This window comes from Gulosibacter sediminis, from assembly GCF_014904065.1.
In the GTDB taxonomy this organism is placed as follows: Bacteria; Actinomycetota; Actinomycetes; order Actinomycetales; family Microbacteriaceae; genus Gulosibacter; species Gulosibacter sediminis.
Window position 1 is genome coordinate 20180 of the sequence record NZ_JACXJG010000002.1, and the last position, 13066, is coordinate 33245.

General features: G+C 66.4%; 13 protein-coding genes and 1 pseudogene. 3 read left to right on the forward strand and 11 right to left on the reverse strand.

The window, feature by feature from the left end; genetic code table 11:
* Nucleotides 1–23: 23 nt before the first annotated feature.
* On the reverse strand, nucleotides 24–1415 hold the full coding sequence (locus ID132_RS00815; protein ID WP_193127627.1) for a PhoH family protein: 1392 nt from the start codon (nucleotides 1413–1415) through the stop codon (nucleotides 24–26).
* A 364-nt stretch (nucleotides 1416–1779) separates the two neighbouring features.
* Nucleotides 1780–2568 (reverse strand): isoprenyl transferase, encoded by a 789-nt coding sequence (locus ID132_RS00820; RefSeq protein ID WP_125106262.1) that lies wholly within the window; start codon nucleotides 2566–2568, stop codon nucleotides 1780–1782.
* 42 nt (nucleotides 2569–2610) lie between these two features.
* Here ID132_RS00820 and trhA point away from each other — a divergent pair, with 42 nt between their 5' ends.
* Nucleotides 2611–3321, forward strand: coding sequence for a PAQR family membrane homeostasis protein TrhA (gene trhA, locus ID132_RS00825; protein WP_193127657.1), 711 nt, complete (start codon nucleotides 2611–2613; stop codon nucleotides 3319–3321).
* Between the two features lie 24 nt (nucleotides 3322–3345).
* Here trhA and ID132_RS00830 read toward each other — a convergent pair whose 3' ends face one another.
* Genes ID132_RS00830 through mca form a run of 3 tightly spaced genes read right to left on the reverse strand, consistent with a single transcriptional unit; the run spans nucleotide 3346 to nucleotide 6388 of the window.
* Nucleotides 3346–5175, reverse strand: coding sequence for an AMP-dependent synthetase/ligase (locus ID132_RS00830; protein ID WP_193127628.1), 1830 nt, complete (start codon nucleotides 5173–5175; stop codon nucleotides 3346–3348).
* Nucleotides 5172–5522 carry a hypothetical protein gene (locus tag ID132_RS00835; protein ID WP_193127629.1) on the reverse strand — a complete coding sequence of 117 codons (351 nt, stop codon included), beginning with the start codon at nucleotides 5520–5522 and terminating at the stop codon, nucleotides 5172–5174. Before ID132_RS00835 ends, ID132_RS00830 begins: the two co-directional genes overlap by 4 nt.
* Nucleotides 5519–6388, reverse strand: a complete 870-nt coding sequence (gene mca / locus ID132_RS00840; protein ID WP_193127630.1) for a mycothiol conjugate amidase Mca — start codon at nucleotides 6386–6388, stop codon at nucleotides 5519–5521. The genes ID132_RS00835 and mca overlap by 4 nt, the downstream gene beginning before the upstream one ends.
* 82 nt (nucleotides 6389–6470) lie before the next feature.
* On the opposite strand from mca, the gene ID132_RS00845 reads away from it, so the two are divergent.
* Nucleotides 6471–6887: a DUF4307 domain-containing protein gene (locus ID132_RS00845; RefSeq protein WP_193127631.1), complete on the forward strand. Its 417-nt coding sequence runs from the start codon at nucleotides 6471–6473 to the stop codon at nucleotides 6885–6887.
* 115 nt (nucleotides 6888–7002) lie between these two features.
* The gene (gene greA, locus ID132_RS00850; protein ID WP_193127632.1) at nucleotides 7003–7488 is read left to right on the forward strand and encodes a transcription elongation factor GreA; all 486 of its coding nucleotides are present in this window, start codon (nucleotides 7003–7005) and stop codon (nucleotides 7486–7488) included.
* A gap of 30 nt (nucleotides 7489–7518) precedes the next feature.
* Here greA and ilvA read toward each other — a convergent pair whose 3' ends face one another.
* From ilvA to ID132_RS13255, 6 genes and pseudogenes are all read right to left on the reverse strand, one after another.
* On the reverse strand, nucleotides 7519–8775 hold the full coding sequence (ilvA, locus tag ID132_RS00855; protein ID WP_125106268.1) for a threonine ammonia-lyase: 1257 nt from the start codon (nucleotides 8773–8775) through the stop codon (nucleotides 7519–7521).
* On the reverse strand, nucleotides 8768–9979 hold the full coding sequence (locus ID132_RS00860) for an AI-2E family transporter (RefSeq protein WP_193127633.1): 1212 nt from the start codon (nucleotides 9977–9979) through the stop codon (nucleotides 8768–8770). The genes ilvA and ID132_RS00860 overlap by 8 nt, the downstream gene beginning before the upstream one ends.
* A 6-nt stretch (nucleotides 9980–9985) precedes the next feature.
* Nucleotides 9986–10558 (reverse strand): LemA family protein, encoded by a 573-nt coding sequence (locus ID132_RS00865; RefSeq protein ID WP_193127634.1) that lies wholly within the window; start codon nucleotides 10556–10558, stop codon nucleotides 9986–9988.
* A 34-nt stretch (nucleotides 10559–10592) separates the two neighbouring features.
* Nucleotides 10593–11651 carry a hypothetical protein gene (locus ID132_RS00870; protein WP_211198181.1) on the reverse strand — a complete coding sequence of 353 codons (1059 nt, stop codon included), beginning with the start codon at nucleotides 11649–11651 and terminating at the stop codon, nucleotides 10593–10595.
* 146 nt (nucleotides 11652–11797) lie between these two features.
* On the reverse strand, nucleotides 11798–12781 hold the full coding sequence (locus tag ID132_RS00875; RefSeq protein WP_193127636.1) for an ABC transporter substrate-binding protein: 984 nt from the start codon (nucleotides 12779–12781) through the stop codon (nucleotides 11798–11800).
* Between the two features lie 47 nt (nucleotides 12782–12828).
* Nucleotides 12829–13066 (reverse strand): annotated as a pseudogene (locus tag ID132_RS13255) (ectoine/hydroxyectoine ABC transporter ATP-binding protein EhuA); the annotation flags it as partial.

Here is a 13066-nt window from a genome sequence, read left to right on the forward strand (position 1 = left end):
GTCGGCGGCCGCGTCGCAGTTCGCTAGAAGTTGTAGTCCTCGAGCAGGTCGGTCACGAGCGCCGCGATGTCGCTTCGCTCGGAACGGGTCAGGGTGATGTGGCCGAACAGCTTGTGGCCCTTGAGCGTCTCGATAACCGAGGCGATGCCATCGTGGCGGCCAACGCGGAGGTTGTCTCGCTGCGCAACGTCGTGCGTCAGCACCACCTTCGAGTTCTGGCCAATGCGCGAGAGCATCGTGAGGAGCACGTTGCGCTCGAGCGACTGGGCCTCGTCGACGATCACGTAGGCGTCGTGCAGCGAACGACCGCGGATGTGCGTCAGCGGCAGGATCTCAAGCATGTTGCGGCTGATGACCTCGTCGATGACGTTGTCCGAGACAATCGACGAGAGCGCGTCATAGACGGCCTGACCCCACGGGCTCATCTTCTCGTCGGCGTCGCCGGGCAGGTAGCCGAGATCCTGGCCGCCCACCGCGTAGAGCGGGCGGAAGATCATGATCTTGCGCTGCAGTCCTCGCTCGAGCACGTTCTCGAGCCCCGCGGCCAGCGCGAGCGCCGACTTCCCCGTTCCGGCACGGCCACCGATCGAGACGATGCCGACCGTTCGGTCCATGAGCAGGTCGAGCGCGAGGCGCTGCTCGGCCGATCGCCCGTGCACGCCAAAGACGTCGCGGTCGCCGCGCACGAGTCGCACCCGACCGCGGTCGACGACCCGGCCGAGCGCCGAGCCGCGTTCGGAGCTGATGACGAGCGAGGTGTTGATCGGGTGCTCGGCGACCTCGTCGGTCGAGATTTCCTCGTGCTCGTACAGGTCGCTCATGTCGTCGGCGCCAAGGGCGAGCTGACCCGTGCCGGTGTAGCCGGTGTCACGCGCGAGCTCGTGCCGGTACTCGTCGGCCGACATGCCGATCGCCGAGGCCTTGACGCGCATCGGGGTGTCCTTCGACACCACCGTGACGTGGGCGCCCTCGTCGGCGAGGTTCGCTGCCACGGCAAGGATGCGGGTGTCGTTGTCGCCCTGCTGCATGCCGCTCGGCAGGATCTGCTGGTTCGAGTGATTGAGCTCGACGCGGATCGTGCCGCCCTGCTCGCCCACCGGCATCGGGAGGTCGAGGCGACCGTACTCGACCCGGAGTTGATCGAGCAGGCGCAGCGACTGGCGCGCGAAATAGCCGATCTCGAGATCGTGACGCTTCTTCTCGAGTTCGGTGACCACGACGATGGGAATCACGACTTCGTGCTCCTCAAAGCGGAACATGGCGCGCGGGTCGCTCAGTAGCACGGAGGTGTCGAGCACGTAGGTGCGCACCGCGACTTCCGCGCCCGACTCACCCCCGTTCAGCTGCTCGAGCTCAGGCCAGGGCTTACCCCGGCTAGCGTCATCGAGGTGGTCGGGAGTGGTGGTGCTGGTCACGGAAGCTGCTCCTCGCCGAGCGGGATGCTCGTTGCTGGTGCAAAACGGCCACTGGGTGTCGAAACGAACTTGTGTGGCCGCTTCGATCAGGACGCATACCTGATACCTGCAAGCTACGCCGACACACCTCACAAACTCGGTAGCGGGGCGCGGAATCCAAAGATGCCTCCGAACTCGTAACCGGAAGTTCACTCTGGGCGTGACGGATGTGACTGGAATGATAGAAGTCGACTAGTGAGCCGACCGAATGCGGCGAAAGTCGCAGGCAGCACTTGAAGCCTCCGGCGTGTCGCGCGCGTCGCCCGGCGCGTCGCGACCTCGGCGCGGGATGGGCGGGGTCGAACCGCAGGATGCGTTGGGCCGGCTACGAACCGTAGCGCCGCTCGCGCTTGCCGAAGTCACGCAGCGCCCGGAGGAAGTCGACCTCGCGGAGGTCGGGGCCGAGCGCCTCGACAAAGTAGAACTCCGCGTGCGCCGTCTGCCAGAGCATGAAGTCGCTGAGTCGCTGCTCGCCCGACGTGCGGATCATGAGGTCGGGGTCGGGCTGGCCGCCCGTGTAGAGGTGCTCGCCGATCATTTCGGGCGTCACGATGTCGGCGAGCTCCTGAATGCTCCCGCCAGAATCGGCGTGGCTGCGCACAATCGAGCGCATCGCATCGACGATCTCGTTGCGGCCGCCGTAGCCGATCGCGAGGTTCACGTGCGGGCCCGTCGCGCCGCTCGTCGCCGCGACGACGCGCTCGAGCGTCTCGGCCAGTTCGGGGGCGAGCCCCTCGGTCGAGCCGACGTGTTGCACCTGGAACCGGCCGGACTCGGCGATCTGCTCCGCAAGGTGCCCGATGATGGTCATGAGCTGGGTGAGCTCGTTCGACGAGCGGCTCGTGAGGTTGTCCCGCGAGAGCAGATAGAGCGTCACCGTGCCGATGTGGGCGCGATCGCACCACTGCAGAAACTCGATCATTTTCGCGGCGCCCGCGCGGTGGCCGGCCGCCGCATCCGTCAGCCCGACCTGCTTCGCCCAGCGACGGTTGCCGTCGATGATCATCGCGACGTGCTGCGGACGCACCTGCGTCCGCACGAGCGACTTCCACAACCGTCGCGCATAGACCCGATAGAGAAACCTCGGGATGCGCACAACGGTTCGTCGATTCACATCCGCAAATCTAGTCGACGGCGTAGCATCGCTACCGTGATGATGACCCGTGCGCCGCGAACCAACGACCCCAGTGCGGTCGAGGGCGCCCCTGCGCAGGGCAACTATCTCGCCGTTGCACGCCCGCTGCTGCGCGGCTGGCTCCACACCGGCGCGGCGCCGCTTGCCCTCGTGCTCGGCACGCTGCTCTTCCCATTCGTGTCGACCGCGCGTGGGGTCTTTGCCGTCAGTGTCTTCACGCTCTGTTCGATCATCCTCTTCGGCATGTCGGCGCTCTATCATCGCTTCGACTGGAAGCCGCGGACGAAGGCGGTACTGCGTCGTTTCGACCACGCGAACATCTTCCTGCTGATCGCCGGCACGTACACCCCGCTGGCGTTGCTCGCGCTGCCGCCCGAAAAGGGCTGGCTGCTGTTCGGCCTTGTCTGGGGCATCTCGGTCGTCGGCATCGTCTTCAACGTTGCCTGGATCACGGCACCGCGCTGGCTGTACGTCGCGCTCTACCTCGTCACCGGGTGGATCGCGGTGATGTACATCGTCGACCTCGTGCATGCCTCGGTCGGCATGATGGTGCTCGTCGTCGTTGGCGGCCTCATCTACACGGGCGGGGCCGTCGTCTACGCGCTGAAGCGACCGAACCCGTGGCCGAACACCTTTGGCTTCCACGAGATCTTCCACGCGGCAACCGTCGCCGCGTGGGTGTGCCACTGGGCCGCGATCCTGCTGATCGTCCTGCACCCGGTCACCATCTAGCAACCGGGCGCAGCCTCGGCCTCACTATTTGTGGTCGAAGATCTTCGCCATCGAGTCGGCAAAGTTCGCCTCGACGACCCGCCGAATCAGCTTTGTTGAGGCCGATACCTCACCGCGATCCTCGCTGAACATCCTCGGCACGATCTCAAACTTGCGGATCGACTCGGCGCGCGACACGTGCATATTGGCCTTGTCGACCTCGGCCTGCAGCGCCTTCAGCACAGTCTCGTTCGTGCGCGCCTGCTCGAGCGTGAGCGGTCCGACGCCGTGGTTCTCGAGCCACCCTGGCAGCATCGCCTCGTCGAGGGCGATGAGCGCAGCGATGAAGGGCTTGCCCTCGCCGACCACCATGATCTCGCCGACGAGCGGATGCGAGCGGAGCGCGTTTTCGAGCACGGCCGGCTGTACGTTCTTGCCACCCGCCGTCACGAGGATTTCCTTTTTGCGCCCAGAGATGCGCAGGTAGCCGTCGGCGTCGAGCTCGCCGAGGTCACCCGTGCGGAGCCACCCTTCGGCGTCGATCGCTTCGGCCGTCGCCTCGGCGTTGTTGTGGTACCCGCGGAACAAGCTCGGCCCCTTAATCAGCACCTCGCCGTCTTCGGCCACCGCGAGTGACATGCCCGGGTAGGGGGCACCCACGGTGCCGATCTTGATGCGACCGGGGCGGTTCACGCTCGCGGGAGCGGTCGTCTCGGTGGCCCCGTAGCCCTCCATGATCGTGACGCCGAGGCCGCGGAAGAAGTGCGCGTGGCGCAGCGACAGCGCCGCGCCGCCCGAAATGGCATAGTCGACCTGGCCACCCATGACGTCGCGCAGCTTGCCGAGCACAAGCCGGTCGGCGAGCGAGTGTCGGGCCCGCAGGCCTGCCCCAGGCCGACCCCCGTCAAGCGCCTCGGAATATGCGACCGCAACGTCAACCGCCCAGCGGAAAAGTCGGAGCTTGACGCCCTTGCCGGCCTTCGCATCCGCCGCGTTGTACACGGTCTCGAACACGCGCGGCACGGCAATGAGCCACGTGGGTTCGAAAGATTGCAGGTCGGTGACGAGGTTCTTCGTGTTCGGCGCGTAGCCGAGCACGGTGCCGGAGTGCACGCAGAGGAACTGGGCGAAGCGGCCGTACACGTGCGCGAGCGGCAGGAAGAGCAGGGTGCGCTTGGCAACGCCCTCGTCACTCGGAAGCACGACGCGGCCGAGCCCGGGCTCGCTGACGCCATTGATGACGTGCGCAAGCCAGTTGTGGTGAGTGAGCTCGACGCCCTTCGGGCGACCGGTCGTGCCCGAGGTGTACACGATCGACGCGAGGTCTTCGAGCCCGACGCTCGCGGCGCGGGCATCGAGGTCTGCGTCAGAGATGTCGGCTGCCGCCCCCGACTCGACGAGACCGTCGAGGTCGCCGCGGTCGATCACGAAGACCCGTTCGAGGCCGGTGGAGGCGCGCACTTCGGCGGCGAGCTCGGCGTGCTCGTCGGTCTCGACGATGAGGGTGCGGATCTCGGCGTCCGTGCACATCCACACGAGTTGCTCGGCCGACGAGGTGTGATAGATCGGCACGACGACGGCGCCGACAGAAAGCACCGCGAAATCGGCGACGGTCCACTCATAGCGGGTGCCCGCCATGATGCCGACCGCGTCGCCCGACTGGACTCCTGCCGCGACGAGGCCGCGGGCGAGGGCTCGCACATCGTCGTCGAGCTGCCCGATCGTGATCGGGGTGAAGGTACCGTCAACGCGGTGTTCGGCGAAGACCGAGTCACGGTCGGCCTCGACCCGGCGACGCAGCATGGTGGTCAGCGTGTCACGTGGTTCGAAGGTCCCGAGGCCCTCGACGTGCGCGGTGGCGAGAAGTTCGGTCATGCCCGTGGCTCCTCGTCACCCGGCGCTTCCCGCGTCGGGTCAATGCCCTCTGCATCCTGGGCTGAGCCGGGGGCTGACGCCTCAGCATCCGTCTCACCGGACTCGCGCTCGCGGGCCTGGCGCTCGAGCTCCTCGCGCTCGAGCTGCTCGCGAATGTCGTAGCGCGCGTTGGCGCGAGCCGAGCGGCGCATCAAGCTCATCGCGATGAGACCGACCGCGATGAATAGCGCCGCGGTCGCGAAGAATCCGACCGGACCGGGCGTGACGTCGACGGGGTCGAACGGCTGGTTGGTGGGCGTCGGCGTCGCGGTCGCCGCGAGGAACACCGTGGTGACTACCTGATTCACTTGCTCTCGGCCTCCGCATCGATGCCGTTGAAGAGGTCGGTCTCGGGCAGCTCACACGCCACCCGGCTCGCGACGAGCTCGTAATCGTCATAGGGGTAGGCCTCGCGCTCGAGGTCGCGCGGGTACCCGAAGAAGAACTCGTCCTCGGGCCCCACCTGGCTCGCGTGCGCGCGGAGCGCAGCGTCGCGCACCTCGAAGTGGCGCTCGATCGAAATCTGCGTCGTGAGGTTCGCTTCCACGCTCATGAGTCGTTCGAGCATCGCCTCCATGCGCTCGGTGAGGTGCACCTCGGGGTGGTCCTTAATGAGGTCGGCCATCGATTGCGCACGGCGCTGATTCATCGTGCGGTCGTAGTAGAGCTTGCTCGGAGCCCAGGGCTCACCAAGCTCGGGGTAGCGCTGCTCGCCCGCGAGCTGCCACGCGAGCATCGACACCTCGTGGGTGCGGATGTGGTCGGGATGCGGATAGCCACCGTTCTCGTCGTACGTGACGAGCACGTGCGGGCGGAACTCGCGGATGAGCCGCAGCAGCGGCCGCACACTCACTTCAAGCGGGATGCGCGCGAATGTACCGGGTTCGAGCACGCCATCTTCGGGCATGCCGGAGTCGCGGTAGCCGAGCCAGCGGTGCTCGACGCCGAGCACCCGCTGCGCCTCGGCCATCTCGAGTCGGCGCAGGCCCGGCAGGTCACGCTCGGCGTGCGAACGCGCGTGCACGGCAGTGTTGAGGATGCTGCCGGCTTCGCCGCCGGTGCAGCTCACGATCATCACCTCCGCACCGTCATGAACGTACGACGCGTACGTGGCGGCTCCCTTCGACGATTCGTCGTCGGGGTGGGCGTGGACGGCAAGCAGCCGAAGCGACACAGGAGACTCCTGATTCCGTTGCTACAGAGTGCGGGCGGTACGCTGGCACTAAACGAAAATCTTATCGTGAGGATTGCACGACGTGACCGATCTTGACGCCAGGTATGGCAAGTCGCCCCGCGCGTCGAAGCGCCGCACCGGAGTCTCGATCGGCGTGACGGTTGCCCTCGTCATCGGCGTCGTCGCGTTTTGGGCCATCACCTCGCTCAACCCCGCGGCGACAATCGAGTCGCAAATGGGCGGGTTCACGGTCGAGTCGCCGAGCGAGATCACCGCGACGGCGCGCGTCTCAGTGCAGCCCGGCACGCCGGTCGCCTGCGCGATTCAAGCAAGCAACGAGGGCTCGTCGATCGTCGGCTACCAGGTGGTGCAGCTCGACCCGCAGGCGGAACAGCACCAGACCGTGCACGTGACGCTGCGCACCACGAGCGCCGCCGACACCGTCGAAGTGCGCGAGTGTTGGGTTAACGAACTCACCGACTCCGCCGACGTCGAATAAAACCCCGATCGCGCGGCGTGTCTGCCTGCCGTGCAAACCAAGGGGCTAGACTGTGGGGATTGCTGCAGCCTCGACGCCGTCGAGGCTGCGCTGTTATATCCAAGGAGAATGACCGATGACTACCTCTGAACCCACCTGGCTCACGCAGACCGCGTACGACCGCTACACGCAGGAACTCGAGTTCCTCTCGACGACGCGACGTACGGAAATTGCCAAGGAGATTCAGGAAGCGCGCGAAGACGGCGACCTCAAGGAGAACGCCGGTTACCACGCAGCGAAGGACGAGCAGGGCCAGATCGAGTCCCGCATCACCGAACTCGAGGCGCTGCTCAAGACCGCCGAGGTGCGCGAAGCACCGAAGGCAAACGGCAGCGTCGTGCTCGGCACCGTCGTGACCGCAAAGGTCGCCGGCCGTGAGCAGCACTTCCTCTACGCGAGCACGGAGCTCGCCTCCGAGACCGAACTGCGCATCTTCTCGCCCGACAGCCCGATCGGCAAGGTCATCGACGGCCTGAAGATCGGCGAGAAGACGAGCTACGACGCCCCGAATGGCAAGCAGGTCGACGTCGAGATCGTCAACGTCGAGACCTTCGAAAGCTAGGCGCCCAGCCAGCACCCCTGCAGAGGCGGGCTACACCGTCGCGTTTCGATCGATGCGCGGCTCGTAGCCCGCCTCTCGCAATGCCTGGACAACCTGGCGAGCGTGGTTCGTGCCGCGCGTTTCGACGGAGACCTCGAGCTCAACGCGGTCGATCTGCAGCGCCTTATTGTGCCGCGTGTGCAAGACCTCGATCACGTTCGCGCCGATCTCGGCGAGAATCGTGGCGATGCGCGCGAGGTGACCCGGCACATCCTGCAGCCCGATGACGAGCTTGAGGTAGCGGTCGGATGCGGTGAGGCCCTGCGAGATCACCTTTTCGAGCATCATCGGGTCAATGTTGCCGCCCGACAGCAGCGCAACAGTCGTGCCGGTGTCACGCACCTGCCCGCTGAGGATCGCGGCCACCGCTGCGGCACCGGCCGGCTCAGCGACGAGCTTCGCCCGTTCGAGCAGCAGTAGGATCGCTCGTGAAAGGTCGCCCTCCGACACCGTGATGATGCGGTCGACGTACTTGCGCACGACTTCGAAAGTGAGCTGACCCGGCTCGGCCACGGCGATGCCATCGGCGATCGTCGGGCGTGCCGTGATCTTCACGGGGTGCCCTGCGCGCATCGAGACAGGGAACGGCGCCGTGTTCTCGGCCTGCACGCCGATGACCTGGATCTCGCGCCCCTGCTCGGCCGCGTAGTGCTTCAGCGTCGCGCCGAGGCCGCTCGCGAGGCCACCACCGCCGATCGGCACGATGACGGTGTCGACGTCGGGTAGTTGCTCGACGATGTCGAGGGCAAGCGTGCCCTGGCCCGTGATGATGTCGGGGTGATCGTACGGGTGGATGAACACCGCGCCGGTCTCTTCTGCGAATCGCTGCGCGCCCGCGAGCGACTCGGCCACGTTGTCACCCTCGAGACGAATCTCGGCGCCGTAGCCGGCCGTCGCCTCAAACTTCGGAATCGGCACGCCCTTCGGCATGAAGATCGTCGCCGGAATGTCGAGCTCGCGCGCGGCGAAGGCCACGCCCTGGGCGTGGTTTCCTGCCGATGCAGCCACCACACCGCGGGCCCGCTCGTCGGCGCTGAGCTTCGACAGCCGGTTGGTCGCGCCGCGCAGCTTGTACGAGCCAGTTCGCTGCAGGTTCTCGGCCTTGAGGAAAACCGGCGAACCGACGTACTGCTGCAGGAACCGGGCCGAGTCGAGCGGCGTCATGCGCGCCGTCTGGCGCACGATAGCTTGGGCGGCTCGCACGGCGTCAAGGGAGGGGACGAACGAGGTGTCGAGCGAATCACTCACCAGGAGTGGCCTTCTTTCTCACACGGATTTTGATGGGACGCCGCTTCGGAACCTTGGCGGCGTTGGTATCGAGTTGCATGACCATGCCCTCGGTCGGGTCTGGTTCGTCGCGCCACTTGCCGGAGGCAATGTAGCGGACCATCACGTTCGTCGCGGCAACGATCGGCACGGCCACGACGGCGCCGGCAACTCCGGCGAAGATCGAGCCGGCGCTCACCGACACCAGGATCGCCAGCGGGTGGATCTGCACGGCCTGCCCCATGATCAGGGGTTGCAGGACGTTCGACTCGATCGCCATGACGGCAACCACGATCACCAGCATAATCACCGCGGTCCACAGGCCGTGTGACAGCAACGCCAACACGACCGCGACGGCGCCCGAGAGAAACGCGCCGATGAGCGGGACGAAGGCGAACAGAAACACGATAATGCCGATCGCGAGAGCGAACGGCACTTGCAGCACGACGGCGCCGATGAAGATGCCGACGGCGTCAATGAGCGCGACGACCACCTGCACGCGGACGTAGTGCCCGACGGTGATCCACGCGCGCTCCCCCGCACCGTCGACCGCAGCGCGGGCCGCGCGCGGGAACAGGCTCACGACGAACAGCCAGATGCGTCGGCCGTCAAGCAGATAGAAGACGAGGGCAAAGAGTGCGAAAGCGAAGCCCGTCGCAATGGCCCCGAGGGTGCTGCCGGCCGTGAGCGTCGTTTCGATCAGCGTACCGACGTTGGTCTCGAGCCAGGTGGTCACGCCCTGGAACCAGCCGATGAGCTGGTCTTCGCCGAGATGCAGGGGCGAGTTCTCGGCCCACACCATCAGTTCCTGATAGCGTTCCTCGATCAGCGTGAAGTCGATGCGCTCGCCAGATCGGAACGCTTGCACCACGAGCCCGACGAGGATCGCGATGGCACCAAATAGGGCCACGAGCGCCGCCAGCAGCGCGAACCCCTTCGGCCAGCGAAGCTGATTGCGCAAGTAGTTCGTCAGCGGCACGAGGAGGGCGGTAAGGAGCACGCCGACAACGAGCGGAACGACGATGAACGTCGTCTTCGCGAGCAGCCAGAAGATCGGAATGAACGCGAGCGCGATGATGATCCATCGCCACGCCCAGGCGGCCGCGATGCGCACGGGGCGCGTGACGAGGTCGCCTTCCCGCTCCTCAGCCTGTCGAGGGTCCTCGGCCCGGGTGGATCCTGCCATATGCGCTTAGAACTGCACGCGTGGCGGTTCGGAGATCGCCGCGCGGTCGGCGACGTCAAAGAACTCGCGCTCGCCGAACCCGAATGGGCCGGCAACAACGTTGTTCGGGAACACCTTGATCGAGGTGTTGAGCTCACGCACGCTGCCGTTGTAATAGCGGCGCGACGACTGAATCTTGTCTTCCGTCTGGACGAGATCGCGCTGGAGCTGGGTGAAGTTGTTGCTTGCCTGCAGCTGCGGGTACGCCTCAGCAACGGCAAACAGACTGCGCAGCGCTCCCTGCAGGTGGTTCTCGGCGACCGAGGCCTCGCCCGGCGTCGACGCCGAGAGCGTTTCGCTGCGGGCCTGCGTCACCTCGGAGAACACGCGCTGCTCGTGCTGCGCGTAGCCCGAGACGGTGTTGATGAGGTTCGGAATCAGATCGGCCCTGCGCTTCAGCTGCACCGTGATGTCACTCCACGCCTCGTCGACGCGAATGCGATTCTTCGTGAGTCGGTTGTACGTCACCCAGATCCAGACGATCAGGAGGACGAGCACGACGGCAATAACGATGAGCGTGACAAGGAGTGCCGGTTCCATGGTGGCAGTCTAGCCAGCCCGTGCGCGCACTTGCTCACAGCCCAACGCGGGACTCCCGCAACTCGGCCAGCACGCGCCAGTGTTCGGCGCCGATCAGGCTCGCCGGCGTGACCCCGATGTGCCCCACGCGGCCCCACGTATTTTCGATGGCAATGCGCAGATCGAACGGCGAAATCGTCGCACCGGCGGTGTCACCGAGGCGCCCCCAGAGGCCGATCGAAATCGTGATGCGCTCACGCTCGCCGACACCAAAGCGCGCGGCGAGCCCGTCGGCGAGCTGCGCTGAGTAGGTCGGTGGTTCGTCGTTGAGACCAAACGAGTCCCACAGCGTAATGGCGTTACCCGTGTCGAGCACCGCCGCATACGCGTGCCCGGACTCAGCGCGGTCGGCACCCGGATCGTCCCAATTCACCCGCATCTCGATGTCGATGAGCGTGCCCGGAAGGGTGACCGACGCGCACTGGGCGATCAGCTCGGTGAGGAGCTGGGTGCGCCAGGCCACGACGAGCGGATCGAGCGTATCCGCCCGCCCCGCCTCGTCGCGCGGAAAGTCGCGCAGCCCGGTCATTTTGGAGAAGAGTTCGCGATCGCTGTCGCCGAAGCTCGCCTCGAGGATGAGCGAGGTCAGCGAAATGCGTGCCGGTTGGTAGCGGTCGCTCACCTCGCGACACAGCGCCACGAGATCGGCACCGAATTTGCCCCGAGCCAGGCTCGAGATCGAGGGCAACTGCTCGCTTGAGGCACCGTCGGCGAACACGCCGGCGCTCGCCGGCTCTCGTTGAATGTGGCGCGGCGCCGTCACCTCGATCACGAGGGTGATCTCGAGGTCGGCCTCGATCGACGCCAAGGCCCCCAGTGCCCGCGCAACCGGGTCGTAGTCCGCCGAAACCCCGGGCGCCCATTCGTCCCGGTGGGCGTTCCAGGGAAACAACAGCAGCTCGGGTCGGCCGACCTGGAGTGCGACCCCCGCGGCGCCGGCCCGCTCGAGGAGGTTCGCGAACGCATCCCAGTCAAATGTCGGATCAGCGAGGGTGTCGAAGCCGACGCCGATGGTGAGGCCGGTACCGCCGGGTACCTCGGCCGGGGTGATCATGCTCGAGTGACCTCTCTGCGCCAGCAGCGTCGCCGTGACGCAACTGGACTCACCGTAGACGCCACGCTGCGGCGAATTCGGCGGGTGGGCAGAGTTCACCACCCGAGCGTCACCCCGGCCAGTGGCCGAGGGTCACCCCCTCGCCATTACGGGCGAGGGAGGCCCTCCGGGTTGAGCTCCGACTGCTCGACTGCCTCCGCACCGAGCGCCCAGCGGTCGATGACCTCTTGGTAGCTGCCCGACTCGATGGCGGCGTTGAGCACGAGTTGCACGGGCTCGATCAGACCGTTGTCTTTTGCGGTCGTGGCACCGATCTGCGCCGTGTCCGGCCAGCCGCCGCTCAGAGTGCCGACAACCTCGGTTTCACCAGTCTGGGACGCGGCGTACGCGAGGGTCGCGTTCGGCGCGAGGATCGCATCCACTCGGCCCGACTGCAGCGCGAGGACTGCAGCGGCGTTGTCGTCGTAGTAGACAAACTCAACCGGATCGAGCCCGTTCGCGACGTTCTCCTCATCCCAGTTCTGCAGGATCTTCTCTTGGTTCGTTCCCGAACCGACGACGATCTTGAGCCCGGCCACGTCCGGGGCCGACTCGATCGACGTGATCTCGCTGCCCGACTTCACCGAGAAACCGAGCACGTCATTGCGGTAGGTCGCGAAGTCGAAGAGGTCCTTGCGCTCCTCGGTCACCGTCACGTTCGAGGTGATGAGGTCGTACTTGCCCGACTGGATGCCGAGGGGCCAGTCGGCCCACGACACGGCTTCGAGCTTGAGCTCGAGGTCGAGGCCGTCGGCGATGAGCTGGGCGAAGTCGGCCTCGCTGCCGATGATGGTGTTCGGGTCGTCCTCCGCCGCGAGGGCGAGCGGTGCCGTGTAGGGAGAGATTGCGACGGTGAGGTAGCCCTCGTTGATCGGGGTGAAATCGCTCGCCTCGAGGGCGTCGATCGCCGCCTGCACCGGCTCCTGGTGCGGGCGGTCGTCAGCGTTCTTCGACGTGAGGTCGAGGCTCGGGCCCGAGTTCGTGGCGTCGGTCGACGCTTCGCTAACCGGGTTCGCGCAGGCGGTCAGTGCGATGGCTGCGGCCGCGAGTACGGGCACGATGCGGGTCAGGCGGTGGCGAAAAGTGGTCAACGGAGTCTCCTTGAAGTTGGCCAGAGGGTTGGGGTGGATGAGGTGGGCTAGTCGCTCGGCTGCAGGAACCGGCGCAGAAAGTCGCGGGTGCGGGCCTCGGCCGGGTTACTGAGCACCTGCTCGGGGCTGCCCTGCTCGACGAGCTTGCCGTCGGCCATGAATACAACGCGGTCGGCAACTTCGCGGGCGAAGCTGATCTCGTGGGTCACGACGATGAGCGTGCGCCCCTGCTCGGCAAGGTCACGGATCACCGCGAGCACCTCGCCGACGAGCTCCGGGTCGAGC

Excerpts from the sequence above, each read along its gene's own strand:
- greA (WP_193127632.1), top strand. The coding sequence starts at position 7,003 with ATGACTACCTCTGAACCCACCTGGCTCACGCAGACCGCGTACGACCGC.
- ID132_RS00865 (WP_193127634.1), bottom strand. The coding sequence starts at position 10,558 with ATGGAACCGGCACTCCTTGTCACGCTCATCGTTATTGCCGTCGTGCTC.
- ID132_RS00830 (WP_193127628.1), bottom strand. The coding sequence starts at position 5,175 with ATGACCGAACTTCTCGCCACCGCGCACGTCGAGGGCCTCGGGACCTTC.
- trhA (WP_193127657.1), top strand. The coding sequence starts at position 2,611 with ATGACCCGTGCGCCGCGAACCAACGACCCCAGTGCGGTCGAGGGCGCC.
- ID132_RS00860 (WP_193127633.1), bottom strand. The coding sequence starts at position 9,979 with ATGGCAGGATCCACCCGGGCCGAGGACCCTCGACAGGCTGAGGAGCGG.
- ID132_RS00870 (WP_211198181.1), bottom strand. The coding sequence starts at position 11,651 with ATGATCACCCCGGCCGAGGTACCCGGCGGTACCGGCCTCACCATCGGC.